This window comes from Duganella paludis, assembly GCF_054461335.1.
The window spans coordinates 3,774,649-3,799,339 of the sequence record NZ_CM136922.1; the positions used below are offsets into that span (position 1 = coordinate 3,774,649).

Below are 24,691 nucleotides of genomic sequence, written 5' to 3' on the forward strand. Positions count from 1 at the left end.
TATCAGCCGAAAAGTTTTCCGCGCAGAAGGTTCAGGCCTTGCGCCAGCAATTCGTTTTGCGGCACCTGGCCATCCGGTGTGAGTTTGTCGATGATTTGAGGCAGCAACTGGGCCAGTCCTGTCGCCGCGTGTTCGGGTTCAACCCCGGCGTGCTGGGCGATCTGCGTTATCTGTTCCGCGCCCAAGGCCTCCGAGATCTGGTTTCCGGACACCGGTTGGTTCTCTCCGGTACTTATCCATGACATCACTTGATCCGCGATGCCACTGGATTGCAGCTGCTGCAACAGCCCTTGCACGCCGCCAGCGCTGTTGATCAAGTTCATCACGCCGCCGAGCAAATCGGTTTGCGACACGGGATCCTGCTTCTGCGCGCCTAGTGAACCGATGACTTGTCCTGCCAGTTGATCTAGTAGTCCCATCTTGTGCTCCCGGTGGTGGTGGTTGGAAAACGGTGACATACCCATACTACTTCGACCTGCAAGTAGGGCACAAGCACTCGCTTGCCGATTTTACGAGGCGCTTCGGCGCCGGGGGATCAACTAACTGAAGAACGCAAACAAAAACGCCAGGGCGTGGGGTGATACACTGCGCCCTTACACTCCAAAGGCTCTGCCATGACCAACAAAAAACAGCCTCCTTCCAAACAGCCAGCCGAGGCGCCCGCCGGGCGGGTGGGAAACCCCTTCCTGAACGCAGAGTTCTACAACCGTATGCGTGACTACACCGAACGTGACGCCGCCTTTTCGAAGGAGTTGGCAGCGATCGCCGCCGCCGGTGCGGGCAAGCAAAGTACCGACATGCGCACGGCGCCGTCGCTGCAATTGCTGCGTGCAGTCGTGAAAAAGGGCCAGTCGCTGGAGGTCATGTTGGGACGCATTGTGCAAGGCGTGGAGCTGGGTTTGTGGGAGCCGTGGATGAGCGCTTTCGGCATCGAGATCCGCGGCGTCAATTACGCCAAGCCAGAGCAGCGTAACGCCCGCCTGGCGCTCGACATGAGCCTGGCGTGCAAGGTCAATTCAGTGTTCGCCAATGCGGGCATCGCCAACTGGCGCAGCTTGGTGGCTGAAGACTGCGCGCAGATTCAGATTGAGAAACCGACCGAAAAATCCGGTGCCAAGGTCTACGCCATCTTCTACCTGGATGCGCCGGGAAAGTGACCCCGCATCGCGCGTCGGTGATCGCTGTATTGCAAACACAAGGATTTTCAATCCTTGAGCTCAATGATGTATCTCGGTGGCGGCCGATGGGCGGCCCGTCTGCCCCGGCTGGAACGCCCGTTCGCTTGCCGCCGTGTCGTAATACGCCTCAAACCGTGCCACCTTGCCGTCGCGCAAAGTGAACACATGAACCCAAGGGCTGTCGTAGGTGCGGCCGCTTGGCTTGGCTAGCCAGCTCGCATCGCCAGTGACGACCACCCTATCGCCCTCGGCGATGAACTGTTTGGGTTCAAACCGGAGGGGCTGCACGGAGTCGTTGAGCTTGGCGAAGAATTCGGCGATGCCTGACTTGCCATGGAAGTTGCCGGAAAAAGGCACCACGTCTGATTCCGGCGTGCTCCATTCGGCGTCGTCGTGATAGCGGTCCAGCAATTGCTGGATATTGCCGCTTTGGAAATCCTGGTAGCCTTCCGCCACCACTTGCTTGTTTTGCTGCGTGTTCATGATGCCTCCAGATGATATCGGTTGACCGGTGGCCGCCGACGGCGGAGCCGGGCGGATGTTCTGGTTGGTGCGGAACAGATTGTCGGGATCGTATTGTTGCTTTATCTGCGCCAGGCGCTGATAGTTGGCGCCATACGCATCGGCGGTGCGCTCGCTCTCATCCTGGGTCAGGAAATTGACATAGACGCTGCCGGTGGCATAGGGCGCGGCGGCGCTGAAAAAGTCGCGTGCCCATTGGATGCAGCGGGCGTCGTCGGCCGGATCTTCCCAGCGCGTGTGCACGTTCAAGACGTACAGCGCATCGCGATGCGGATAGGCCATGTCGCTGGATGCCGGCCGACCGGCCTGCCCACCCAGCAGCCCGAGGAAGATCTCGCATTGCGGCGTCGGCAGCTCGCCGGCGTAGCGGATGACGGTGTCGATGGCCGGATCGCTAATCTGCGTGAAGTTATGCGATTTCCAGTAGTTGCGTGCGCCCGGGGTGAGCAGCGGGTCGAACATTTGTTGCCAGGCGAGGTAGGGCATGGCGCCGACGTGCATGCCCAGCGGCTCGCCGAAACAGGTGATGCGATCGATCGCATCTTGAACGGCATCGGGTGACAGGCGCGAAAAGATGGGCAGCACCAGCACGTCCTGTCCATGCACATCCGGCGGCAGGAAGGGGAGCGGTGGCGCCTTGCGCAAGACGGCCCAGACCGTCAGGTCATCGGGCATCTGGTCGACGAAAGCGCGGTACTGCGCCAGGACGGCCTTGGCCTGGGCCAAGGGGAAAACGATCAACCCGGCGGTGATGCTGGGGCCGACCGGATGCAGTTGGAATTCAAACCGGGTGACCACGCCGAAGTTGCCGCCACCGCCCCGTATCGCCCAGAATAGCTCGGGGTGTTCGGTGGCGCTGACGTGCAGGCGCTGGCCGTCGGCCGTGATCAGGTCTGCCGCCAGCAGATTGTCCACCGCCAGGCCCAGCGTTCGGCTGAGCCAACCGAATCCGCCGCCGAGCGTCAACCCCGCGACGCCAGTGGTCGAGTTGATCCCCAGCGGCGTGGCCAGCCCGTAGGCTTGCGCTTCGTGATCGAAGTCGTGGAGCGTGGCGCCGCTTTCGACGTAGGCGCTGCGCTGCGCCGGATCGATCTGGACCGACTTCATGGCCGAAAGATCGATCACCAGTCCATCGTCGCACAACGCGCTGCCGGCGATGTTGTGGCCGCCGCTGCGCACGGCAAGGCGCAAGCCATGGTCGCGCGCAAAAGCCAGCGCGGTGCGGACGTCGGCTGTGCCCGCGCAACGCACGACAACGGCCGGTCGGCGGTCTATCATCCCATTCCAGATCGTGCGCGCAGCGTCATAGTCCGCATCGCCGGCTTGGAATAGTTGTCCCCTAAGCGAGGTTCGAAGTTCATTGAGCTGATCGTTCGTTACAGTATTCATAGGGCATCTCCAAGTGACTGCTGACGATGAAGAAAATCGTTGGGCCAGGCTTGGTTGTCGACGCGCAGCCAGCACTGACAAGATTTGGTGGGGCGTGATTCATGATAGGAAGCCGGTGCGCGTTCACGCAAGCACAGGCGCTCACGGAGATGGACCGGAGCCGAAGGCTGCGTATCCCAGAAACGACAACGCCCACTGGCAGGAGTGGGCGTTGCGTGAAGTATGTTCTTGGTGGCCCGGGGCGGAATCGAACCACCGACACAAGGATTTTCAATCCTCTGCTCTACCAACTGAGCTACCAGGCCAAGGGCCGCAATTATAGCGACCACTTCCATAGTTTGGCAAGTCCCTGAATCCATTTTATTGACAGCAATATGGTCGAGGTATAAATTTGACCGATTGTGCAATCTCATCAGAACAAGGACGATATGAAGAAGGCAACTTGGTTGTTGGCGGGACTGGCAGTGGCGGGCGCTGCGCACGGCGCGGAGTTGACGCCGGTGCAAAAGCAGATGCGGGCGATTTATCAGGAGCTGGTGGAAACCAATACCACCAATTCGGTCGGCTCCTGCACCGTGGCTGCGGAACGCATGGCCAAGCGCCTGAAAGCCGGCGGCTTCAAGGATAGCGAGCTACAGATCATCGTGCCGCCCGGCGGCCCGAAAAAAGGCAACCTCGTGGCGCGCCTGAAGGGCGACGGCAGCAAGAAGCCACTGCTGTTGCTGGCCCATATCGATGTGGTCGAGGCCAACCGCGAGGACTGGGAGCGCGATCCGTTCAAGCTGGTCGAGGAAAACGGCATGTTTTACGCGCGCGGCGCGTCCGACGACAAGGCCATGGCGTCGTCCTTCGTCAACAATATGCTGCTGTACAAGAAAGAAAAGCTGCCGCTCAAGCGCGACATCGTCATGGCGCTGACCTGCGATGAAGAGCTGGTGCCGTCCAAGTTCGATGGCGCCGAGTACTTGGTCACCCACCACCGCGCGCTGGTCGATGCGGAGATCGTGCTGAACGAAGGCGGCGGCGGCCTGCTGGACAAGGAAGGCAAACCGGTGCGTCACGGTATCCAGGCCGGCGAGAAGATTTACCAGAGTTTCCAGCTGGAGGTGACCAATCCGGGCGGCCACAGCTCGGCGCCGCCGAAGGACAATGCGATCTACCAATTGTCCGAAGGCTTGTCGCGCCTGGGCCAGTTCTCGTTCCCGTTCAAGTTGTCGCCGGTGACGCGCACCTTCTACGAGCGCATGTCCACGGTTGAAAAAGGCCAGGTGGCGGCGGACATGAAGGCGATCCTGCAAGATCCGCCGGACCAGGCCGCGCTCGATCGCCTGTACGCGGTGAGCCCGGTGCACAATTCCACCGTGCGCACCACCTGCGTGGCGACCAAGGTCGATGCCGGCCATGCCGACAACGCGCTGCCGCAGCGCGCCCGCGCCACCGTCAACTGCCGCATCCTGCCGGGCGAGCCGATCGCCGAAGTGCAGGCGACGCTGCAGCGCGTGGTGGCCAATGACAAGATCAAGATCACCCGCGTGGGCGACGGCGTGGACGGCGCGATGCCGCCGATGACGCCGGCGCTGCTCAAGGCGGTGGAGGAGATCAGCAACGATATGTGGCCTGGCGTGCCGGTGATTCCGACCATGTCGACCGGCGGCACCGATGGCCGCTTCTTGAATAACGCCGGTATCTGGACCTATGGCATCAGCGGCATGTTCCATGGCCCTGAAGGCAGCGGCGCGCATGGCTTGAACGAGCACATCCGCGTGAAGTCGCTGTACGACGGTCAGGAATACCTGTACCGCCTCGGCAAGCGCCTCGCCACCGAGTAAACCTCAGGGCTTGATGCTGATGGTGAAGCTGCGGAACTTCTTGCGGGCGGCTGGCGTTTTCTTGTCTTTGCAGAATTCGTCGCCGTCGTCGCTGAGCAGCGTGTAACGCACACCGTCAGCCCGCGCGAACATGGCTTCCGGCCGCATGCCGGCAGGCAGGGTGAAGGCCAGCGCCTCGGGCGCGGCCGATGCCTGGCCCGACCATGCGTAGAGCTTGAAGTCGCCGGCGCCGCCATTCGGCCCGGCCACGATCAGGTAGGCTTTCAACGCTGGCGCATATTCCATGCTGCGGATGCCCTTGCCGCCCAGTTGTAGCGTGATCGGCGCGGCAAAGCGCGGCGCCGGCGTTGGGCTGGTGAGCGTGGCCGGATTTTCCAGCGTCATGATGAGCGCCTTGCCATCGATGAGCGGCCCGCGAAAGCCGATCAGCAGGTGGCCGTCCGGCGAGGCCGCCAGCGCCTCGATGCTGACGCCATTGTCCTTTTCCGGCACGCGTTTCGAGGCGTCGAGCAGCGTGTTGCGGCCGATGCCGGGCACGGCGTTCATGGCCTCCAGCAAGCCGGTGTAGCGGCCCGCCCAGGTGACGGTGAGCTTGCCTTGCGCTTCGCCCAGGTCGGTGGCGAAGATCTGCTGCCGCTTGGGCCGTGCCTCGCCGTCGGCGTTGGTGCCGTGCGAGCCGATCCAGTAGACGCGCTGGCCGATCTGCGCCGCGCCTTCGATATCGACTTCCCATTTCTCTTTTTGGCCGGCCAGTTGCAGCATGGCCGACAGGTCGTAGCGTTCCAGCTCGGCGCCGGAGCGCTCGCTGTCGTACAGGCGCAGGATGTTGTCCTCGTCGTCGGCCACCAGGAAGCGGTTGGCGCCGACGGCGACGGCGGCCGAGGCGTTGCAGATGCCGGCGTGCTCCAGCGGCGCGGCATCGGCCAGCAGGGTGGCGCACATCAGCGAGGCGCCGGCGATGCCGCGCGGGCCGCTCATGGCGTGGTCGGCACGACGATGCGCCAGCGCCACGGCTTGAGGTAGGCCTGGCCTTCGTCGCCGGCCAGCTTGTATTTCTGCAGCTGGCCGGTGGGGTTGACGATGACGCGTACATTGTCCGCGCCTTGCTGGCGCTTGAAGGCGAACAGCTGGTCGTTGCCGACCTCCAGCAATTGCACCGCGCCGCCGGCCGTGCCGTTGGACAGCGACGGGTGGCGTTTCTTCAAGGTGTTGAGGCCGGCGTAGAAGCCCACCAGCTCCTCGTTGCTCCAGTCGATCGGATCTTTCTCGAAGAAGGCCAGCTTCTTGTCCAGCTTGGCTTCCTGGCCGTTGTAGATCAGCGGGATGCCGGGCAGGGTGTAGCTCAGCACCGCCATGGCGCCGCGCGCCGGGCCGTACAGTTCGTTGTCCGTGCCTTCCCACGAGTTGATGTCGTGGTTGCTGGTGAATTGCAGGCGGTAGGCGTCGCGCGGGTAGGTCTTGGCGGGGCTGCTGACGTAGGCGCGCAGTTCGGCGGCGCCGGCCTGGCCCTTGCCGATCTTCTTCATGATGCCGTTCAGCGTCCAGTCGTAGCTGGCGTCGAAGGCTTTGTCGTGCAGGTCGGTGGCGTCCGCTTCGGCCAGCATGAACACTGGCTTGATCTTGTCCAGCTGGGTGCGCGCCTGGTTCCAGAATTCGGTCGGCACCATGCTGGCGGCGTCGGCGCGGAAGCCGTCCACGCCCACGTCCTTGACCCAGAACGCCATCGCCGCCGTCATGGCCGGCCACAGTTCCTTGTTGCCGTAATCGAGGCCGATGACGTCGGCCCATTCCTCGGTTTCGCCGGCGCCGTTCTTGAAGCTGACGGAGGCGATTTCACCCTTGTCGTTTTTCTTGTACCAGTCCGGATGCTGTTCGGCCCATGGATGGTCCCAGGCCGTGTGGTTGCCCACCCAGTCGAGGATCACGTGCATGCCCAGCGCGTGCGCCTGCTTGACCAGCTTGCGCACGTCGTCGAGGTTGCCGAATTCCGGATTGACGGCGCTGTAGTCCTTCACCGCGTAGTAGCTGCCCAGCGTGCCTTTCATGTTCTTCTGGCCGATGGGGTGGATCGGCATCAGCCAGATGATGTCCACGCCCATAGCCTTGAGGCGCGGCAGGCCGTCGCTGAAGGCGTTCAGCGTGCCTTCCTTGCTGTACTGGCGCAGGTTGACTTCATACACATTGGAACTGCGCGACCAGGCCGGGTGTTTCGGCTCGGCGTGGGCGGCGGTGAACAAGGTCGCCAGTATCAGCGAGGCGGCAAGCTTTTTCATAACTCTCCTGTTTATTGTTTCAGGGTGCGTTCAAACAGCTGGTAGATGCGGCGGTATTCGTCGTACCACGCTTCCGGATGGACGAAGCCGTGGCGCTCCAGCGGATACGAGGCCAGTTCCCAGTTATCCTTCTTCAGTTCGATGAAGCGCTGGGCCATGCGCACCGAATCCTGGTAGAACACGTTATCGTCGATCATACCGTGGGCGATCAGGATATGGCCTTTCAGTTTGTCGGCGTATTCGATCGGCGACGATACCTTGTAGGCTTGCGGGTCCAGCTCCGGCGAGTTCAGAATGTTGGCGGTGTACTCGTGGTTGTAGGTGGTCCAGTCGGTGACGGGACGCAGCGCCGCGCCGGCCTTGAACTGTTCCGGTGCGCGCAGCAGCGCCATGAAGGTCATGAAGCCGCCGTAGCTACCGCCGTAGATGCCGACATTCTTGGCATCACCCTGGTGATTGGCGACCATCCAGTTCAGACCGTCGACGTAGTCTTCCAGTTCCGGGTGGCCCATCTGGCGGTAGATGGCGGTGCGCCAGTTGCGGCCGTAGCCCAGCGAGGCGCGGTAGTCCATGTCCAGCACGATGTAGCCTTTTTCCACCAGCAGGTTGTGGAACATCTGCTCGCGGAAGTAGACCGGGTAGCGCTTGGTGACGTTTTGCAGGTAGCCGGCGCCGTGCACGAACATCACGACCGGATATTTCTTGCCCGGTTCCAGCGTGGCAGGGCGGTACAGCTTGGCCCAGACCGGATCGGCGCCGTGGGTCGATGGCACGGCGACGAGCTCCGGCTGGACCCACTCGCGTGCCTTGAAGTCGGCGCTGCGGGTGTCGGTCAGTTGGGTGACGGCGCCGCCGGTGCTGGCGACGGTGCCGATCTGCGTCGGCATGTAGGCGGTGGAGTAGCGCACCAGCAGCTTGCGGCCGTCCGGCGACAGCGCGAAGCTTTCCACGCCGCCCAGGGAGGTCAGCTCTTTCAGCGCGCCGTCCTTGGTGTTGGTGGAGCAGACTTCATAGGTGCCCGGCAGTTTCGGGTTGCACATGAAGTAGGCGGTCTGGCCGTCGCCCGACCAGGTGACGTTCGATTCTTCCCACTTGCCCGAGGTCAGCGCGCGCGCTTTGCCGTCGGCGGCTTGCAGGTACAGGTGCGAGTAGCCGCTTTCTTCCGATTCGAACCACAAGGTGCTGTTGTCCGGCTGCCAGCCGAAGTCGTTGCCACGGTTGTTGACCCAGGCGGTGTCGCTCAGGCGGTGCAGCGGCTGTAGCTTGGCGGCGCCCAGGTCGACGCTGGCGATCCAGCGGTCCTTGTTGTCGATGGCTTGCGCCATCACGGCCACGCGGGCGCCGTTGGCGCTCCAGCGGATCGATTCCTCGCGGCCTTCAAAGCGCACGGCGCGGTTGCCTTTCAGGGCGTCGAGTTTTTGCGCGGCGCGCATCTCGGCCAGCGGGTCGGTCTTGATGCCGGGCAGGTCGTCCAGCGACAGTTCGGTGACCTTGCGGGTGGCGACTTCGATCAGCTTCAATTGCTGCTGCAGCGGGCCGGCTTCGCTCACGCGCTTGCGCTCGTCGTCGGTTTCTTCGTAGCCCGATTCGGTGACGTAGCGCGGCATCTTGCCGACGCGGCGCTTGTCGCCGTCCTTGACGGCGGTAACCACCAGCAGGTAGCGGCCGTCCGGCGACAGCGAGCTGGTTTCGATGGTGACTTTTTCGCCCAGGTAGATCGGCTGCGGCGCGCGGGTGGCGTCGGCGGCACGCTCGGCGTTGCGCTGGTCGCGGGTTTCATCCTTTTCCTGCTTGAGGCGCGCCAGCGTGGACATCAGGCGCAGCTGCATGTCGCGGCGGAAGTCGGCGTCCGGTGCGGCGTCTGGATCTTTAGCGGTACGCAGCAGGGCGACCGGCGACACCAAGCGCTCGCTGCGGCTCCAGCTGAACCAGTCGCTGCCCGAGCGGAATTGCACGTGGTTGCCGTCGGCTGCATATTGCGGGTCGGCGGCCGGGGTGGTGCCGCGCACGATTTGCGTCAGCGCGCCGGTCTTCAGGTCGCGCTCGAACAGGTCGCCGTTGCGCAGCACGATGGCGCGCGTGCGTTCGCGGTTGTAGACCAGGTCCGCGCTATCGAGGTTGGCCAGCTGTTTTTCTTCGACCCGCTTGGCGGCGGCGCCGGCGATCTGCCAGGTGTCGCGCACCACGGAGCCGCTGCGCTTTTGCTTGAAGTAGACCTGGCGGCTGTCCCAGCCCCACCAGGCGGATTCCACCGGGTTACCGATCCAGTCGGGATTGGCCATGGCCTGGTCGAGGGTGATGGGCGTTGGCGCTGAGGTGGCAGCCGTGGCGCTGGCCGCGACGGCGGCGGCTAGGAGAGGCAATACAAAACGCATCGGTAGGTTCGCTTGTAGGTTGGGTGAACAGGAGCGCCGGATCGCGGCGCGTCCCAGATTCTAGCCCAACAGCTAGTTGCGAGCCATCTTGTCGGATTGGCCATGGCCGGCGTCGGGGCCGCCCCGGCGTGGCGCCAGCTTCCACGCCCACAGCAGGATGGCGCCGGCTGCCAGCGACAGCACGGTCAGCGCGGCCAGCATGCCGGCGCTGCCGCCCCATTGCAGCATGCGCTCGCTGAACGCCGGCGCGGCGGCGCCGCCCAGCAGGCCGATGCTGGTCACCAGCGCGATGCCGGTGGCGGCGCGGCGGCGGTCGAGCATGGCGCTGAGGATGGCGAACAGCAGCGGCATGGCGGCGGCCATGCCCAGCGTCGCCAGCGTCAGGCCGGTCAGCGACCAGGCCAGCAGGTCGTCGGCGGCCATGGCCAACGCCAGGCCGCCGGCGGTCAGCACCACGCTTGCGATGAAGTGGCCGCGCCGTTCGCGGCGGCGGTCGGAGTCGTAGCAGATCAGGACCATGCCGATGGCGCCGACCAGGTTGGGAATGGCGGTCAGCAGGCCCAGCTCCATGTGCTGGCCCGCGCTCCAGTGCTGCATCAACTGCGGCGCGCGGTGCGCCAGCGCGTAGCCGGCGCCGGTCAGCAGCAGGTTGGCCACGGCCAGCAGGGCGAAGGATGGCTGGCGCAGCAGCGCCCAGACGGTGGCCAGCGGCGAGGGCGGCTCGTGTTCTTGCTTGTCCTCGTGCGTCGGGTCGCCGGCCGGGCGCAGCGCGTCTTCGTCGCGTTCGAGGTCCTGCTCGACCATCTGCTGTTCGAAGGACGACAGCCAGCGCGCGTCGTCCGGCTTGTCGTCGAGGTAGAACCAGGCGAATACGCCGAGCAGCACGACGGGCAGGCCTTGCGTCACCAACATCCATTGCCAGCCATCGAGCACGCCGTAATCGCGCAGGTGGCGCAGCGTGGCGCCGCATAGCGGGCCGGCCAGCACGCCCGCCAGCAGCACGGCGGCGGCGAAGATGGCAAACACGCGCGCGCGCCGCGCGGCCGGATACCACCAGGTCAGGTAGAGAATCACGCCGGGGAAGAAACCCGCTTCGAACACGCCGATCAGAAAGCGCAGCACGTAAAATTCCAGCGGCTCGCGCACGAAGGCACAGGCGGCGCTGGTCGCGCCCCAGCCCAGCATCAGGCGCAGCAGGGTTTTGCGCGCGCCGATTTTTTCAAGCAGCAGATTGGCGGGGAGGGCGCACAGGCAGTAGCCGATGAAGAAGACGGCCGCGCCGATGACGTAAATGTGTTCGCTGAAATCGAGACTGGCGCCCATCTGCAGCTTGGCGTAGCCGACGTTGACGCGGTCCAGATAAGCCGCCGCGTAGCACAGCATCAGCAGCGGCAGCAGGCGCCAGCTGATTTTTCGATAGATGGCGTCCATGCCGGCGGCGCCACGTAGATGCAATATCCTGGCGCCGTGGTTCATGATGCCTTCTTCCCCGGCAGCGGGTGCACAGCGAGCGGTGCAAGGTCGGTGGCGGAATGGGTCTGCATATGGCCGATATTAGCCGCCCGTTTTGGCTTAGGCAAGCATTAGAGTCATGCGCGGCAAAATCAAAACAACAGTGGTCAAATGCGGCGAATTCCCGCACCATTGTGGCGCATTTAATAAGGGGAACAATGAAAAAATTACTACACGCGATGATGCTGGGTGCGGCACTGGCCGCCAACTCCGGTGTGTGTGCCGCCGCTGCCGACGAGGCGTTGCTGGAAGCCGCGCGCCGCCACGAAGCGCCGCTGCTGGCCACGCTCAAGGAGCTGGTGCTGATCGAATCGGGCAGCAGCGACATCGCCGGCCTGGCGCGCATGGGCGACTACACCGAGCGCCGCCTGAAGGAGCTGGGCGCGGCGCTCGAGCGCAAGGACGGCATCGTCACCGCGCGCTTCAAGGGCACGGGCGTCCGCAAGCTGATGCTGATGGCGCACATGGACACGGTGTACCAGCCCGGCATCCTGGCGAGCCAGCCCTACCGCGTGGACGGCAACCGCGTGTATGGTCCCGGCATCGCCGACGACAAGAGCGGCATCGCCTTGATCCTGCATACGCTGGCCGTGCTGCGCACCGCCGGCTGGCGCGATTACGCACAGCTGACGGTGGTGTTCAATTCGGACGAGGAGATCGGCTCGCGCGCTTCCGGCGACTGGATCGCCGCGCAGGCCGGCGAGCACGACTTCGTGTTGTCATGCGAGCCGCACGGCGCGCAACTGGACGGCATCCTGCTCAGCGCCAGCGGCATCGCCACCGCCACCATGACGGTGCAGGGCCGCGCCTCGCACGCCGGGGTGGCGGCCAAGGCTGGCCGCAATGCGCTGATCGAGCTGTCGCACCAGCTGCTGCAGACCAAGGACATCGAGGTGCCGGGCACGCAGCTGAACTGGACGCGCGCCAACGTCGGCATGGTGACCAACCAGATTCCGGCCAGCGCCACCGCGCTCGGCGATGTGCGCCTGAGCGCGCCCGACGGCGTGCAGCGCCTGCAACAGGCCTTGCGCGAGAAAGTGGCGACGCCGCTGGTGCCGGACACCTTCACCACGGTCGAGTTGAAGGCGGGGCGGCCGGCGTATCTGGCGACGGAAGCGGGGCGCATGTGGGCGGCGAAGGCGCAGGGCATCTACGCCGAGATCGGACGCGAGCTGGCGCTGTATCCGGGCTCGGGCGGCGGCACGGACGCCGGTTACGCCAGCCGTTCCGGCAAGGCCATCGTGCTGGAGTCGTTCGGGCTGGGCGGCGATGGCGTGCACGGCAACGACGAGTACATCACGCTCGACTCGGTGCTGCCGCGCCTCTACCTGCTGAGCCGCATGTTGCAGGAGGCCGGCGCCTCGCGCTAGGCGGAAACGTGGCCGTGGCTTTGGTGCGGATAAGCGCGGCTCGGACGCAGTTCCGGGCGCGACGCCGCATCGTCGTCGTCCTGCGCCAGGAACTTGCTGCCGATCTCGAACCACTCCTCGCTGGAAATGACGCGCTGCGCCAGCGGCAGCAATTCCTGTTCTTCCTTGTCGAGGCGCTTGAGCAGGTTGTTGCAATACAGGTCGACCGTCTTGCACAGGAAGCGTCCCTGTGACGCGCTGCGGCGCATGGCGCGATGCAGGCAGCGGTAGACGGCCTTGAGCATGGCGCTACCATGCTTGCTCAGCGATTCGAGGTCGTTCATGAGCGGCGTGCAATTGGGTGCGGCGGCGCGCACGGCAGGCATCAGGCAGGCCTCGACCTTGCGTTGGTGGCGCGCTTCGGCAAAGCTGGTCAACTCCTTGAGTTGGGACTCGATGAACACAGGATCGATTTCCTGTGGACGGCGCGCGATCGACTGCACGTATTGCAGCAGACGCGAAATAAAATGGCGTTCCTTTTTTTGTTCGATAGACAGCGTCAACAAGACGTAGGTGGCAGTAAGCATAGCGTTTCCCGTATTCCGTGAGACTTCGGCTGCGCGGAGGTCATCGCAGAGGAGCCCGCACGCCCCGAGGTAAGACTTCTACCTTAGCGTGCGCGGCGGGCTCATACAACGCCCGGTTACAATTGTTCACAACTAGTTGTGAGGCAATACAAAACGGAGCATTACCGGCGGGGAAAATGACTTGTGCGCACGTCAAGCCGGCTGCAACGTGCGCTTTTTCACTTGGCTGAGTCAACGATTATGCCTTTTTTCGGCGCCTGAAAATACGCGATTTATTGCATGCGCCCACAATTATCTCTATCGCTTCCCGCTTCGGGGTCAGTTCCGACAATCGGACACGAGCCCAACCGTAGCAGGCGCTACGGTTGGGCTCGTGTCCGATTGTCGGAACTGACCCCGAATCTTGAGCTTGCTAGCGTGGTTCGCCGAGGTAGGCGGCGCGCGGGGCGGAGAAGCCGGCTTTGACTTGCTGCGAGATGGCGTCGGTCAGCACTTCGTCTTCGTTCGCTTGCAGCGCGTTCACGATCGCGGCGGCGATGTCGGCCGGCGCCGATTTCGGCGCGTCGATGCCGGCCGTCATGTCGGTGTCCATGTAGCCCATGTGCGCGCCCAGCACGTGCGTGTTTTGCGCGCGCAGTTCGCCGCGCAGGCCGTTGGTCAGCGCCCAGGCCGCCGCTTTGGAGGCGCTGTAGGTGCCGGTGCTCGGCAGGCTGATCCAGGTCAGCGCCGACAGCACGTTGATGATGGCGCCGCCGCCGTTGCGGCCCAGGACCGGGGCGAAGGCGTGGCTCAACGCCAGCGGTGCGAAGAAGTTGGTTTCCAGCTCGGCGCGCGCGGCCGTCAGCGCATCGGGCGTGGTGACGCCGGCGCCGGTGGAGATGCCGGCGTTGTTGACCAGGATCGTCAGGTCAGGGATCGCTTGCACCGCCGCGGCGATGTCGGCCGCGTTGGTCACATCCAGCTTGATCGACGTAACGCCGGCGATGTCCACCGTGTCCGGGTTGCGGGCGGCGGCGTAGACTTTGCGCGCGCCGGCGGCGATGGCGGCCTGCGCCAGGGCTTTGCCCAAGCCACGGTTGGCGCCGGTAACGAGGACGACGGAGTCTTTGAAGTTCATGATGTTTCCTTTCAGGTTGGTGTTGTTAATTTGACTGCAATATGACCGGTCGTCTTAAAAACGGCCGAAAAAAAATCAGGCCAGGACGCGGCCCAATACGATACGGGTGAAACGGTCCAGCGGTTCACGGCTTTGCTCGGCCTTGGCGCGCAGCACGGCGCCTTGCCAGGCGTCGTTGACGAAGCCGGCCAGTTCCTCGGCCGGCGCGCCGGCATGGATGCTGCCGTCCTGCTGGCCTTCGGCGATCACCGCCGCCAGCACGCCGGTCGAGCCGCCGAATGCGTCGCGCATGGCGCTGCGCACGGCCGGGATCTGGTTCGATAGTTCGGTGCTGAAATTGCCCAGCAGGCAGCCATGGTTGAATTCATTGGCGGCGTTGCCGTCGATCATGCGGGCAAAATATTGTTGCAGGCGTTGCAGCGGCGCCAGGGAGCGGTCCTTCAGCACGGCCGTCAACTGGCCCACGCTGTCGATGTAGCGCTGCACGACCTCCAGCCCCAGCGCTTCCTTGCTGGTGAAGTGGTTGTAGAACGAGCCTTTCGGCACTCCCGCTGCGTCGGTAATATCCTGCACGCTGGTGGCGTTGAAGCCCTTGCTGTGCAGTAGCTGCAAGCTGGTGGTGACGATCTGCTCTTTGACGTTTGCTTTGCCCATGACTGTAATATGACCGGTCGTCTTAATTAAGTCAAGAACTTTTTTGTGCGGCGCGATAAACTCAGCGTTGTCAACAATGAAAGGAGGCCGCCGTGCGCCGGATTCTGCTGTCGCTGCTGCTGTGTGTTCCGCTATCGGTGCTGGCCGCGCCGCTGGAGTTGAAGATGTGCGTCTTCGACCATCCTTTTCCGCCGATGACCAATCCCGACGGCTCCGGCCAGGCGCAGGAAGTGCTGCGCCGCGCCTCGCACCTGGCGCCGGTGCAGATCCAGACCGTGGTGGCGCCGCGCTTCCAGTGCATGGAGCAGGTGCGCACCGGCCAGGTCCATGCGATGCTGGCGGCGTTCATCGAGGACCGCACCTCGTATAGCGCGTTTCCGATGAAGGATTCGCAGGCCGATGCCGGCCGCGCCGTCGGCGAGCTGAATTTTTCCGTGTCGCGCCGGCGCGGCGGCACGGTGGAGTGGGACGGCAAGCAGTTCATCAACCTGGGCCGGCAGCCGGTGGGCACCCAGCCCGGCCTGCTGCATGTGGCGCTGCTGCGCCAGCTCAACGTGGTGATCGACGACAGCGCGTCCAGCCCCGAGCAGGCGTTTTCCATGCTGGCGCAGAACCGGGTGGCGGCGGTCGTCACGCAGCAGGGCGAGGGCGAGCAGATCATCAGCCGCAAGTACAAGGGCGAGATCGAGATGCTGCCGACGCCGCTGGTCGTCACGCCCATGTATTTGATCGTCAACAAGGCCTTCTATCAGAAGCACCAGGCGCAGATCGATGGCTATTGGGAGGCGATCCGCCAGGTGCGCTCGGCCAAATAGGTCCGTAAGTAACAGCAACGTAACAACTTCCGCCGCGCCCGTCTCTCTTGGTATCATGTCCGATGCCCGGCCACCAGCCGGTAACTTTCTTATAACATCGGAGATCCCCGAATGAGATTCCCCCTGCTGCTGCTGGGCGCCGCGATGGCGTCCAGCGCGATGGCCGCGCCGCGCGGCTTTACCGTTGAAGACATGGTGAAGATGGAGCGCGTCGGCAGCCCGGCGCTGTCGCCGGACGCCAGCCGCGTGGTGTACACCGTGCGCGCCACCGACATGGACAAGAACCGTGGCAACACCCAACTCTGCTTGCTGGACCTGCGCAATCCGAAAGCGGCGCCGCTGCGACTGACCCAGGCCGCCGCCAGCGCCACCGATCCGGAATGGTCGCCGAACGGCGACGCCATCTATTTCCTGTCGGGCCGCTCCGGTTCGTCGCAGGTGTGGCGCCTGCCGCTGAGTGGCGGCGAGGCCGTCAAGGTCACCGACCTGCCGCTCGACGTTGACAACTTCCGCCTGTCGCCGCAGGGCGACCGCTTGCTGTTCAGCATGGCCGTCTACCGCGATTGCGCCGACCTGGCGTGCAGCAAGCAGCGCCTCGACGAGCAGGCCAAGAACAAGGCCAGCGGCAAGGTCTACGACAAGCTGTTCGTGCGCCACTGGGATACCTGGGCCGACGGCCGCAACAACGTGCTGTACTCGGCGCCGATCGACGCCAGCGGCAAGGTCAGCGCGCAGCCGGTCAGCCTGAGCGGCAAGCTCGATGGCGACGTGCCGTCCAAGCCGTTCGGCGACCACGACGAGTATCACTTCAGCCCGGACGGCAAGACCGTGGCCTTCTCGGCCCGCATCGCCGGCCGCACCGAAGCGTGGTCGACCAACTTCGACATCTACACCGTGGCGGCCAGCGGCGGCGAGCCGAAGAACCTGACCGCCGACAACAAGGCCTGGGACACCAAGGCCATCTATTCGCCGGACGGCAAGACCTTGGCCTACGTGGCGATGGACAAGCCGACCTTCGAGGCCGACCGCTTCCACCTGGTGTTGATCGACGTCGCCAGCGGCAAGCAGCGCACCGTGGCCGACAGCTGGGACCGCTCCATCGCGGACTTCCGCTGGACCCCGGACAGCAAGACCATCCTGGCCACCGCGGACGATATCGGCCAGCACCGCCTGTTCGCCATCGACGCCGCCAGCGGCAAGGTGAGCGCGCTGAGCGGCAAGGGTTATGTCAGCGCCTTCGACGTCGTCAAGGACACCGTGGTGATGGCGCAAGCCAACCTGGCCTCGGGCGCGCAGCTGTACAAGTTCAAGCTGGGCACTTCCGGTGAGAAGGCCGAGCAGCTGACCCGCCTGAACGAGGCCGCGCTGGCCGACGTCAAGTTCGGCGAGTACGAGCAGTTCTCGTTTGCCGGCGCCAACGGCGAGACGGTGTACGGCCACGTGATGAAGCCATGGAACGCGCAGCCGGGCCAGAAATATCCGGTGGCCTTCCTGGTGCACGGCGGCCCGCAGGGCAGCTTCGGCAACTCGTGGAGCTATCGCTGGAATCCGCAGGTGTACGCGGGCGCCGGCTATGCGACCGTGTTCATCGACTTCCACGGTTCGACCGGCTACGGCCAGAAGTTCACCGACGCCATCAGCGGCGACTGGGGCGGCAAGCCGCTGGAAGATCTGCAAAAAGGCCTGGCGGCCGCAGTGCAGAAATTCCCGTGGCTGGACCGCGAGAACAGCTGCGCGCTGGGCGCCTCCTACGGCGGTTTCATGATGAACTGGATCCAGGGTAACTGGTCCGACGGTTTCAAGTGCATCGTCAATCACGACGGTGTGTTCGACACGCGCGGCATGGCTTACTCGACCGAAGAAATCTGGTTCACGGAATGGGAAAACGGCGGTCCTTACTACGACGTGCCGGAACAGCATGAGAAGTTCAATCCGGCACTGAAGGTGAAGAATTGGAAGACGCCGATGCTGGTGGTGCAGGGCGACCTCGATTACCGCATTCCGACCGCGCAGGGCCTGGGCACCTTCACCGCGCTGCAGCGCCAGGGCATTCCGAGCAAGTTCCTGTTCTTCCCGGATGAGAACCACTGGGTGCTGAAGCCGGCCAACTCGGTGTTGTGGCATCACACGGTGATCGACTGGCTCGATACCTACATCAAGAAGTAATTGGAAGCGACAATTGTTAAATTCAAAAAATTTCCGAAGGGAACGCAACATTCCTTTATGGCAATAAAAAGGATGGCGAACGTTTCGTTGCTGTCAAGAAAGTAATGACAATATTTTAATCGGAAAGTTGTCGTACCACATTAGGCCAGCCTTTCGCGCTGGCCTTTTTTACGCTTATCTGAAGAAATTTTTGCACAATTACAACGAAAATGAGGGGTTTTTAACCCATTTGGGTGACCGCGTCATGACATGGCTGTCATAGCGCAAGCAAGATTAAATTTGGTTTTTGAAAACATAAATTAATAATAAACGTTACCATTTCGTTACTTTGGTCACGGGGTTTAGCTATATTGATTGTTACTTTTTAAGAAAAGTAATCAGGGTCCAGTCAGGCGGATCGACCGGGCGGGCCATGGCTCCATCCCTTAACCACAAGGCAGAGAAATGAACGACTTCATGCAATTCCAGGCACCGTCTACGCCGGGCCTGAAAAAAATGGTTGCCGCCGCCGTTGGCGCCCTGGCACTGATGGGCGCCGCGCCCGCCATGGCCGATACCATCGACTTTGACTCCCTGGACCCGAACATCTACAACGGCCTCGAAACCTTCGACGCCGGCGCCTATCACTTCCAGATCATCGACACCCCGGCCTCGGGTCCGGATGGCACCGGCTTTGCCGGCGCCATCGGCAACGGCAGCGATCCTTTCCTGTGCCAGATCGCCGCCTGCCCGACCGGCAATGGCAGCTTCTACTACCTCGGCGTGAACGACGGCAGCGTGAAAATTTCGCGCGGCGACAGCAAGGCCTTCCGCCTGGGCAGCGTGGACTTCGCGTTCCTGGCGCCGCTGGACAATCTGCCCAGCTATTCCTATGGCCAATTGACGGTCAGCGCCACCAAGGCCGGCGGCGGCACGGTCAGCTACGCCTTCGATTTCCCTGAGTTGGATGGCGGCGCTTCGCCATTTATCACGGCCGACCTGCACGGCAAGTTCGGCAACGCCCTGTTCAGCAACGTCACCATCAGCTCCTGCATCTTCGACGGCAACGATTGCCTCAACCCCTATGGCAACCAGGCCCAGTTTGCGTTCGACAACCTGACCCTGGCGCCGGTGCCGGAGCCGACCACCTACGCCATGATGGGCATGGGGCTGGCGGTGATGAGCCTGGTAGCGCGTCGTCGCGCCAAGAAAAACCACAACGTTTAAGCGGGGAGACCACACCATGAAACTCAAACTTCGTCCTGTCTCCACCGCCGTGCTGCTGATGCTGGCGGCCATGAGCGCCACTGCCCACGCTGAAGCGGAGCGCCGTTCCTATATCGTGCAGTTGGTCGACAAGCCGGCCGCCACCTACACCGGCCAGGTCAGCGGCTTGGCCGCCACCATGCCGCAGCAGGGCCAGCGCCTGAATGTGGACGCCGCCGACGTGCAGGCCTACATCAGCTACCTGGACGGCAAAAAAAATGACGTCATCAGCACCGTCGCCAACGCCGAAGTGACCCACAAGTACGACGTGGTGTTCAACGGCTTCGCCGCCCTGCTGACCGACGATGAAGTGCGTGCGCTGAAGAAAAACAGCGGCGTGGCGGCGGTGACCGCCGACTCCATCATGCAGCTCGACGACAGCTACGTGAATTCGTTCATCGGCCTGGACAAGGCCGGCGGCCTGTGGGAGCAGCTCGGCGGCAAGGGTTCCTCCGGCGAAGACATCGTGATCGGCATCGTCGACGGCGGCATCTGGCCGGAAAATGCCAGCTACGCCGATCGCGTGGACGACAGCGGCAACCCGAGCCACAGCGGCTCGACCCTGGCCTACGGCGCGCCGCCGGCCAACTGGAAGGGCGGCTGCGACAGCGGCGAAGGTTTCAGCGTGGCCAACTGCAACAACAAGCTGATCGGCGCGCGCTTCTACAAGCAGCCATCGCAGACCCTGCACTGGACCGAGTTCAACTCGGCACGCGACTCGGTGGCCGGCACTGAAGGCTCCGGCGGCCACGGCAGCCACACCTCGAGCACCGCCGGCGGCAACGCCAACACGGCGGTGCTGACGGGCGGCCTGAACCTGGGCCGCACCGCCGGCGTGGCGCCGCGCGCCCGCATCGCCGCGTACAAGGTGTGCTGGACCGACGGCGTGACCGCCAAGAATGGCTGCGCCACCGCCAATAGCGTGGCGGCGATCGACCAGGCGGTCAAGGATGGCGTCAACGTCATCAACTTCTCGATCGGCCCGAGCAGCGGCGGCGGCCAGTTCAACGAAGCGACCGAGCAAGCCTTCCTCGGCGCGGCGGCGGCCGGCGTGTTCGTGGCGGCATCGGCAGGCAACTCCGGCCCGACCGCAGCGGCGCCGGCGCCCGTAGCCCATATCAGCCCATGGCTGACCACCGTCGGCAACTCGACCCACAACCGTCTGTACCTGGCCGACGCCCTGCTGGCCAACGGCGCCAGCGTGACCGGTGTGTCGAGCAACGCCAACACGCCGTCGGCGCCGCTGATCCTGTCGTCCAACGCCGGCCTGCCGGGCGCCAATCCGGCCCAGCTGGCGCAGTGCTTCGGCCCCGCCGACTCCACCGTCGCCGTACCCGTGGGCCAACTGCTCGATCCGGCCAAGGTGGCCGGCAAGGTGCTGGTCTGCGATCGCGGCAACAACGTGCTGGTCAACAAGAGCGCCAACGGTGCGACCGCCGGCGCGGTGGGCGTGATCATCGCCAACGTGGAAGGCGGCGCGACCACCACGCTGACCCAGGCGCACACCATCTCGACCATCCACATCACCAAGGAAAACGGCAAGATCGTCAAGGACTACGTGCTGGCCGATGCGTCGGCCAAGGGCGCACTGGCCAATCTGCGCGCCACCGTCGACACCAGCGTGCGGGCGCCGATCATGAACGGTTCGTCGTCGCGCGGCCCGAACGTGGCCAGCGCCAACATCCTGAAACCCGACCTGACCGCACCCGGCACCGACATCCTGGCCGCCGTGACCGCCGGCCTGACCAAGGACCAGCGCAACGCCGTGGCGGCAGGCGGCGTGGCGCCGGTGACCGACTGGGCGTTCTACACCGGCACCTCGATGGCTTCGCCGCACGTGGCGGGCGTGGCGGCGCTGCTCAAGCAGCGTCACCCGGACTGGACCCCGGCCGCCATCAAGTCGGCGCTGATGACCACCGCCTACGACACCTACACCGACGGCCTGGCCAGCGGCGTGGCGTGGGACGCGACCGCCAAGAACACCGGCACGCTGCCATGGGCACAGGGCGCCGGCCACGTCGCGCCGAGCACCGCCGCCGATCCCGGCCTGGTGTACGACATCGCCCCGGTGGACTACGCACGCTTCCTGTGCGGCCAGGGCCTGATCTACACGACCGCGCAGTGCGCCGGCTTCGGTGGCTCGCTGGCCGCGCAGAACCTGAACCTGGCTTCGCTGACCGCAGGCAATGTGCTCGGTTCGCTGACCATGACCCGCACCGTGACCAACGTCGGCGACACTGCGGCGACCTACAACGCCGTAGCCGCCGTGCCTGGCTACTCGGTGGTGGTTTCGCCGTCGCAGCTGGTGCTGGCATCGGGCGCCAAGGGCACCTTCACGGTCAAGGTCACGCGTACCGACGCGCCGATCGATACCTGGGTGTACGGCAAGCTGACCTGGAGCGACGGCACCCACGTGGTACGTAGTCCGCTGACCGTGCGCGGCAGCGCGTTGGCGGCCGCATCGAGCGTGTACAGCGAAGCGACCAGCGGCGCCAAGGTCATCACCGTGGGCACCGGCTTTGCCGGCGCCATGAGCACGGTGAAGGGCGGCCTGGTTCCAGCCACCAAGGAAACCCGCACCGTGGTGCAGGGCAGCAGCCTGTCGACCGCCAATGCGCAGTGCGCGGCCGGTGGTGCGGCCGGCGTCAATCTGCACAGCGTGACCATCCCAAGCGGCACGCTGACCGCGCGCTTCGCGCTGTATGACGACGAAGTGCAGGGTGCGACTGCGGGCCTGAGCGACCTCGATCTGGTGGTCATCAAGGGCACGACCGTGGTGGCCAGCAGCGGTGGCGACACGGCCAACGAATCGGCGCAACTGGTCAATCCGGCTGCCGGCGAGTACAAGGTGTGCGTGATCGGCTATGCGCCACGCGGCGGTTCGGCGAGCTATGCGCTGTCGAGCTGGCTGGTGAATTCGAGCTCGACGGGCGGCAACTTCAAGGTTTCCGCACCAAGCTCGGCGACGGTTGGCGGCACCGCCAGCGTGGGCTTCAGCTGGTCTGGCCTGGCGGTTGGCAAGCGTTACGTCGGCGCGGTGAATTACCTGCTGAGCGGCGTCAAGCAAGGCACCACCGTGATCGATGTCGACACCACCGATCCGCTGCCGCTGTTCCAGAACTCCCGCGCGAAGGAAGCGCTGGCATTCTGATCGCGATAGCGTCAGCAACAAAAACCCCGCGTGCAGGTTGACGCGGGGTTTTTTTATTGGGCGTTGGGCTGGCCGCCGGAACCGAAGGGCGAGCGTGGATTGAGGGTGCAAGTGCCGGCGCGGCAGCTGGCGCCTGGATCGCTGACGATGGAGCAGGTCGACATCATGCCGAGCCGTTTGTCCTCGGCGCGGCGGGCGGCGGAATGTTGTTCCACCAGCGCCTTCAACTGCGCGCCGTCGCTGTTCTTGCTGGACCAGGCGAGGTAGTTCTCCGGTCCGCCGCAGGCCTTGGAGCCGACGCCGATGCTGTGGCATTGGCTGTTGTCGTCGCAGGCGAGGTTGGTGTTGGCGGCCTGGATTTTTTGCCACAGGCCGGCCGTTTCCGAGGTCGGCGCAGGCGGGCGCGCGCCGGCGCAGGCGGTGAGGATCAGCAGGCTGGCGGCGGCCAGGCGCAGGGAGTGGGATAGGTTGTTCATGGTTTGATGATGATCCAAGGTGAGGACAATTACAAGAAGGACGGCGATTCAAATTCCAGCAGGGTGTCGTTGGACCAGCTGCGGTCCCAGATCGGCGCGTAATAGCTGCGGTCGAGCAACACCTGGCAGTCGCAATACGGCAGCGTGGCCGGCGTCTGCGTGCCGCCCGCATGGAGCATCGTCGGCGGCAGGTTGGCGCTGCGGTTGCCGTCGTACAGGGTCACGCCCAACAACGGACGCTCGGCAAAGAACAGGTAGTTGCCATCGGGCGCATTGCACACGCGCTCCGGGCTGGTAAACAGCTCGCCGAGCCAGGCGAACAGCTGTGCATTATTCGACAGCAATCCGGCCTCGACGCCGACCAGGCATTCGAGCCGCAGGTCGCCCAGGCGGCGTTTGCCTTCCGGCACATTGGGACTGCGGACCTGGGCCCGCCAAGTCAGGGTGGTGGTCTTGCGGCTGGCGATCAGGGCCGCGTCTTCCTTCAACGCCTGCTGGTTGCGTTCCAGCGTGAAGGTGTGATCGGGCGCCACCGGCACCGGCAGCGAGACGGTGTCGCCGGCCACGCGCAGGTGATGCCGTCGAGCTGCGTATCGGGCAGGCGCGGCAGCAGCTGGAAGCGCAAGGTGGCTTGCGGCGCCAGCGCGCGGTGGCGCTCAAAGATCTCCATGCCGGCGATCATCTTGCGGTAGGATTTGTCGACCGGATCGCGCGTGGCCTTTACCGTGACGCTGGGTGCGTTCTGGGCTGCCGCGCAACTTGCGGCCAGCAGCGTTGCCACCATCAGGAGAGTCGGGATGCGCATGGTTGCCGATGGTAAGGCAAGCCTGCCGCCGGCGGCGCACCGTTCAGGCGGCGGGCTGGGCCTCGATCCAGCGCACCAGGTCGCGCCCGAAGACGCGGGTGCGGGCGGTGTCGATCTGGCGCTTCTTGTAGGCATCGTGGCTGGCCGGGCCGCTCAGGCTGCGCTGGTAGCTGGCTTCGTCCATCAGCTGGATTTCGTACTCGAAAAAGAAGCCGACGTCGTAGTCCAGTTCGGGCGCGGCGTCGAGTTGCTGTACGTGGATCATCTTGCGCACCGTCACCTGGATGCTGTTGAAGCCGACGCCGCTGTGCGGATTGTCGCAACGCGTTTGCGGCTGCGCGATCTCGGCCAGCTCGGCATCCATGGCGCGCAGCAAGTCGAGCGGATAGTCCTTGCTGTGCTCCAGCTGCGCGCGGTACTTGCAGAACACCTGCTTGGCCGCGTCCAGATCCAGCAGGGTGTTGCGGGTGCGTTCGGCGTCGACGTTGGTGACCGACAGCAAGTGCGCGCGCTGCAGCGTGCGCAGCGCGAGCAGGCATTCGCAGCGGGTGGCGAATACCAGCCGCACGCCCAGGTGGTCGAAGATGTCGGCCGCCAGGTAGGCGGCTTTTTGCAGCAGCTTGAGCAGGATGCTGTTGCGGCCCTTGTTGTCCTTGCGGTCGTAGTGCAGCAGCGGCAGACAGACTTCGCCGTCGGTGAGGAAATGTTGATCGCCGTCGTGGCGGATCACTTCGTCCAGTGTGCCGAACACCTGGGCGCGGATGGCGTGGAAGTGGCGCAGCTTGAGGTTGTTGTCGATGTAGAAGATCCCGTGCATCACCTTCAGCACCGCGCACGACCACATGCGCCGCGCGTCCACGTGCTGGCCGCGCAGGGAGGCGAACACCAGCAGTTGCAGCGGGTCGTCCGGTTCGGCCACTTCGGCGGGGATCAGTGCTGCCTGCTCCGGCGTCAGAAAGGAGCAGCGGATGAAGGCCACCGCTTCCGCATGGGCGCGACGGATCAGCGCGGCAGCGGCCGGCTGGTCGAGGTCAAAGCCATACTCGCGCACAAACTGGCGCGCATCGTGCAGGTTGCGCAAGGCCAGCGCCCCCAGGTCGATCGCCGAGATACCATTGGCGATCGCGTTGAGATAGCTCCAGTTGAGCGACAACTTGCCTTCGCTTTTGAGCGAAGCGTGCAGTTCCGTCATGTCTCCTCCACCGCATTACTTTTCTAATAATTGCTTGTCGGTTGGAACTATAATAG

Annotated in this window: 20 protein-coding genes, 1 tRNA gene and 1 pseudogene; 7 read left to right on the forward strand and 15 right to left on the reverse strand. The window is 64.2% G+C overall.

The window, feature by feature from the left end; genetic code table 11:
• Positions 1 to 2: 2 nt before the first annotated feature.
• Entirely contained in the window at positions 3 to 419 is a 417-nt protein-coding gene (locus tag ACXZ1M_RS16705) for a YidB family protein (RefSeq protein ID WP_459048792.1), read from the reverse strand.
• Positions 420 to 614: 195 nt separating this feature from the next.
• Between ACXZ1M_RS16705 and ACXZ1M_RS16710 the strand changes: the two genes are divergently transcribed.
• The gene (locus ACXZ1M_RS16710; protein WP_459048793.1) at positions 615 to 1,157 is read left to right on the forward strand and encodes a hypothetical protein; all 543 of its coding nucleotides are present in this window, start codon (positions 615 to 617) and stop codon (positions 1,155 to 1,157) included.
• Positions 1,158 to 1,217: 60 nt separating this feature from the next.
• On the opposite strand, the gene ACXZ1M_RS16715 is transcribed toward ACXZ1M_RS16710, so the two are convergent.
• From ACXZ1M_RS16715 to ACXZ1M_RS16725, 3 genes and pseudogenes are all read right to left on the reverse strand, one after another.
• Positions 1,218 to 1,661, reverse strand: a complete 444-nt coding sequence (locus tag ACXZ1M_RS16715; protein ID WP_459054029.1) for a nuclear transport factor 2 family protein — start codon at positions 1,659 to 1,661, stop codon at positions 1,218 to 1,220.
• 45 nt (positions 1,662 to 1,706) lie between these two features.
• Positions 1,707 to 3,089 (reverse strand): annotated as a pseudogene (locus ACXZ1M_RS16720) (FAD-binding oxidoreductase); the annotation flags it as partial.
• A gap of 229 nt (positions 3,090 to 3,318) precedes the next feature.
• A tRNA-Phe gene (locus ACXZ1M_RS16725) sits at positions 3,319 to 3,394 on the reverse strand.
• A 123-nt stretch (positions 3,395 to 3,517) separates the two neighbouring features.
• On the opposite strand from ACXZ1M_RS16725, the gene ACXZ1M_RS16730 reads away from it, so the two are divergent.
• Positions 3,518 to 4,918: a M20/M25/M40 family metallo-hydrolase gene (locus ACXZ1M_RS16730; protein WP_459048794.1), complete on the forward strand. Its 1,401-nt coding sequence runs from the start codon at positions 3,518 to 3,520 to the stop codon at positions 4,916 to 4,918.
• Positions 4,919 to 4,921: 3 nt separating this feature from the next.
• Here ACXZ1M_RS16730 and ACXZ1M_RS16735 read toward each other — a convergent pair whose 3' ends face one another.
• The 4 genes from ACXZ1M_RS16735 to ACXZ1M_RS16750 form a co-directional block, all read right to left on the reverse strand.
• Positions 4,922 to 5,896 (reverse strand): DUF3616 domain-containing protein, encoded by a 975-nt coding sequence (locus tag ACXZ1M_RS16735; RefSeq protein ID WP_459048795.1) that lies wholly within the window; start codon positions 5,894 to 5,896, stop codon positions 4,922 to 4,924.
• On the reverse strand, positions 5,893 to 7,191 hold the full coding sequence (locus tag ACXZ1M_RS16740) for an alpha-amylase family glycosyl hydrolase (RefSeq protein WP_459048796.1): 1,299 nt from the start codon (positions 7,189 to 7,191) through the stop codon (positions 5,893 to 5,895). Before ACXZ1M_RS16740 ends, ACXZ1M_RS16735 begins: the two co-directional genes overlap by 4 nt.
• Positions 7,192 to 7,202: 11 nt before the next feature.
• Positions 7,203 to 9,566 carry a S9 family peptidase gene (locus ACXZ1M_RS16745; protein ID WP_459048797.1) on the reverse strand — a complete coding sequence of 788 codons (2,364 nt, stop codon included), beginning with the start codon at positions 9,564 to 9,566 and terminating at the stop codon, positions 7,203 to 7,205.
• A 72-nt stretch (positions 9,567 to 9,638) separates the two neighbouring features.
• Positions 9,639 to 11,042 carry an MFS transporter gene (locus ACXZ1M_RS16750; RefSeq protein ID WP_459048798.1) on the reverse strand — a complete coding sequence of 468 codons (1,404 nt, stop codon included), beginning with the start codon at positions 11,040 to 11,042 and terminating at the stop codon, positions 9,639 to 9,641.
• Between the two features lie 194 nt (positions 11,043 to 11,236).
• On the opposite strand from ACXZ1M_RS16750, the gene ACXZ1M_RS16755 reads away from it, so the two are divergent.
• Positions 11,237 to 12,448, forward strand: a complete 1,212-nt coding sequence (locus tag ACXZ1M_RS16755; RefSeq protein ID WP_459048799.1) for a glutamate carboxypeptidase — start codon at positions 11,237 to 11,239, stop codon at positions 12,446 to 12,448.
• On the opposite strand, the gene ACXZ1M_RS16760 is transcribed toward ACXZ1M_RS16755, so the two are convergent.
• The 3 genes from ACXZ1M_RS16760 to ACXZ1M_RS16770 all read right to left on the reverse strand — a co-directional run bounded on the left by ACXZ1M_RS16760 (position 12,445) and on the right by ACXZ1M_RS16770 (position 14,785).
• Complete coding sequence (locus ACXZ1M_RS16760) at positions 12,445 to 13,014, reverse strand: hypothetical protein (RefSeq protein WP_459048800.1); 570 nt, start codon at positions 13,012 to 13,014, stop codon at positions 12,445 to 12,447. The genes ACXZ1M_RS16755 and ACXZ1M_RS16760 overlap by 4 nt on opposite strands.
• A 412-nt stretch (positions 13,015 to 13,426) precedes the next feature.
• A complete protein-coding gene (locus ACXZ1M_RS16765; protein ID WP_459048801.1) occupies positions 13,427 to 14,131 on the reverse strand; it encodes an SDR family oxidoreductase in 705 nt (234 codons plus the stop codon).
• A gap of 75 nt (positions 14,132 to 14,206) precedes the next feature.
• Complete coding sequence (locus ACXZ1M_RS16770) at positions 14,207 to 14,785, reverse strand: TetR/AcrR family transcriptional regulator (RefSeq protein WP_459048802.1); 579 nt, start codon at positions 14,783 to 14,785, stop codon at positions 14,207 to 14,209.
• A gap of 92 nt (positions 14,786 to 14,877) precedes the next feature.
• Here ACXZ1M_RS16770 and ACXZ1M_RS16775 point away from each other — a divergent pair, with 92 nt between their 5' ends.
• The 4 genes from ACXZ1M_RS16775 (at position 14,878) to ACXZ1M_RS16790 (ending at position 22,162) form a co-directional block, all read left to right on the forward strand.
• A complete protein-coding gene (locus tag ACXZ1M_RS16775; RefSeq protein WP_459048803.1) occupies positions 14,878 to 15,600 on the forward strand; it encodes a hypothetical protein in 723 nt (240 codons plus the stop codon).
• 111 nt (positions 15,601 to 15,711) lie between these two features.
• On the forward strand, positions 15,712 to 17,766 hold the full coding sequence (locus ACXZ1M_RS16780; RefSeq protein WP_459048804.1) for a S9 family peptidase: 2,055 nt from the start codon (positions 15,712 to 15,714) through the stop codon (positions 17,764 to 17,766).
• A gap of 444 nt (positions 17,767 to 18,210) precedes the next feature.
• Positions 18,211 to 18,972, forward strand: a complete 762-nt coding sequence (locus tag ACXZ1M_RS16785) for an NF038120 family PEP-CTERM protein (RefSeq protein ID WP_459048805.1) — start codon at positions 18,211 to 18,213, stop codon at positions 18,970 to 18,972.
• A gap of 16 nt (positions 18,973 to 18,988) precedes the next feature.
• Positions 18,989 to 22,162, forward strand: a complete 3,174-nt coding sequence (locus ACXZ1M_RS16790) for a S8 family serine peptidase (RefSeq protein ID WP_459048806.1) — start codon at positions 18,989 to 18,991, stop codon at positions 22,160 to 22,162.
• Positions 22,163 to 22,215: 53 nt separating this feature from the next.
• On the opposite strand, the gene ACXZ1M_RS16795 is transcribed toward ACXZ1M_RS16790, so the two are convergent.
• From ACXZ1M_RS16795 to ACXZ1M_RS16810, 4 genes are read right to left on the reverse strand one after another with little or no spacing between them, the layout of a single operon-like run.
• Complete coding sequence (locus ACXZ1M_RS16795) at positions 22,216 to 22,638, reverse strand: hypothetical protein (RefSeq protein WP_459048807.1); 423 nt, start codon at positions 22,636 to 22,638, stop codon at positions 22,216 to 22,218.
• A gap of 29 nt (positions 22,639 to 22,667) precedes the next feature.
• Complete coding sequence (locus ACXZ1M_RS16800; protein ID WP_459048808.1) at positions 22,668 to 23,204, reverse strand: hypothetical protein; 537 nt, start codon at positions 23,202 to 23,204, stop codon at positions 22,668 to 22,670.
• Positions 23,123 to 23,443: a hypothetical protein gene (locus ACXZ1M_RS16805; protein ID WP_459048809.1), complete on the reverse strand. Its 321-nt coding sequence runs from the start codon at positions 23,441 to 23,443 to the stop codon at positions 23,123 to 23,125. Before ACXZ1M_RS16805 ends, ACXZ1M_RS16800 begins: the two co-directional genes overlap by 82 nt.
• Positions 23,444 to 23,486: 43 nt before the next feature.
• Positions 23,487 to 24,635, reverse strand: coding sequence for a TIGR04552 family protein (locus tag ACXZ1M_RS16810; RefSeq protein WP_459048810.1), 1,149 nt, complete (start codon positions 24,633 to 24,635; stop codon positions 23,487 to 23,489).
• Positions 24,636 to 24,691: the final 56 nt, after the last annotated feature.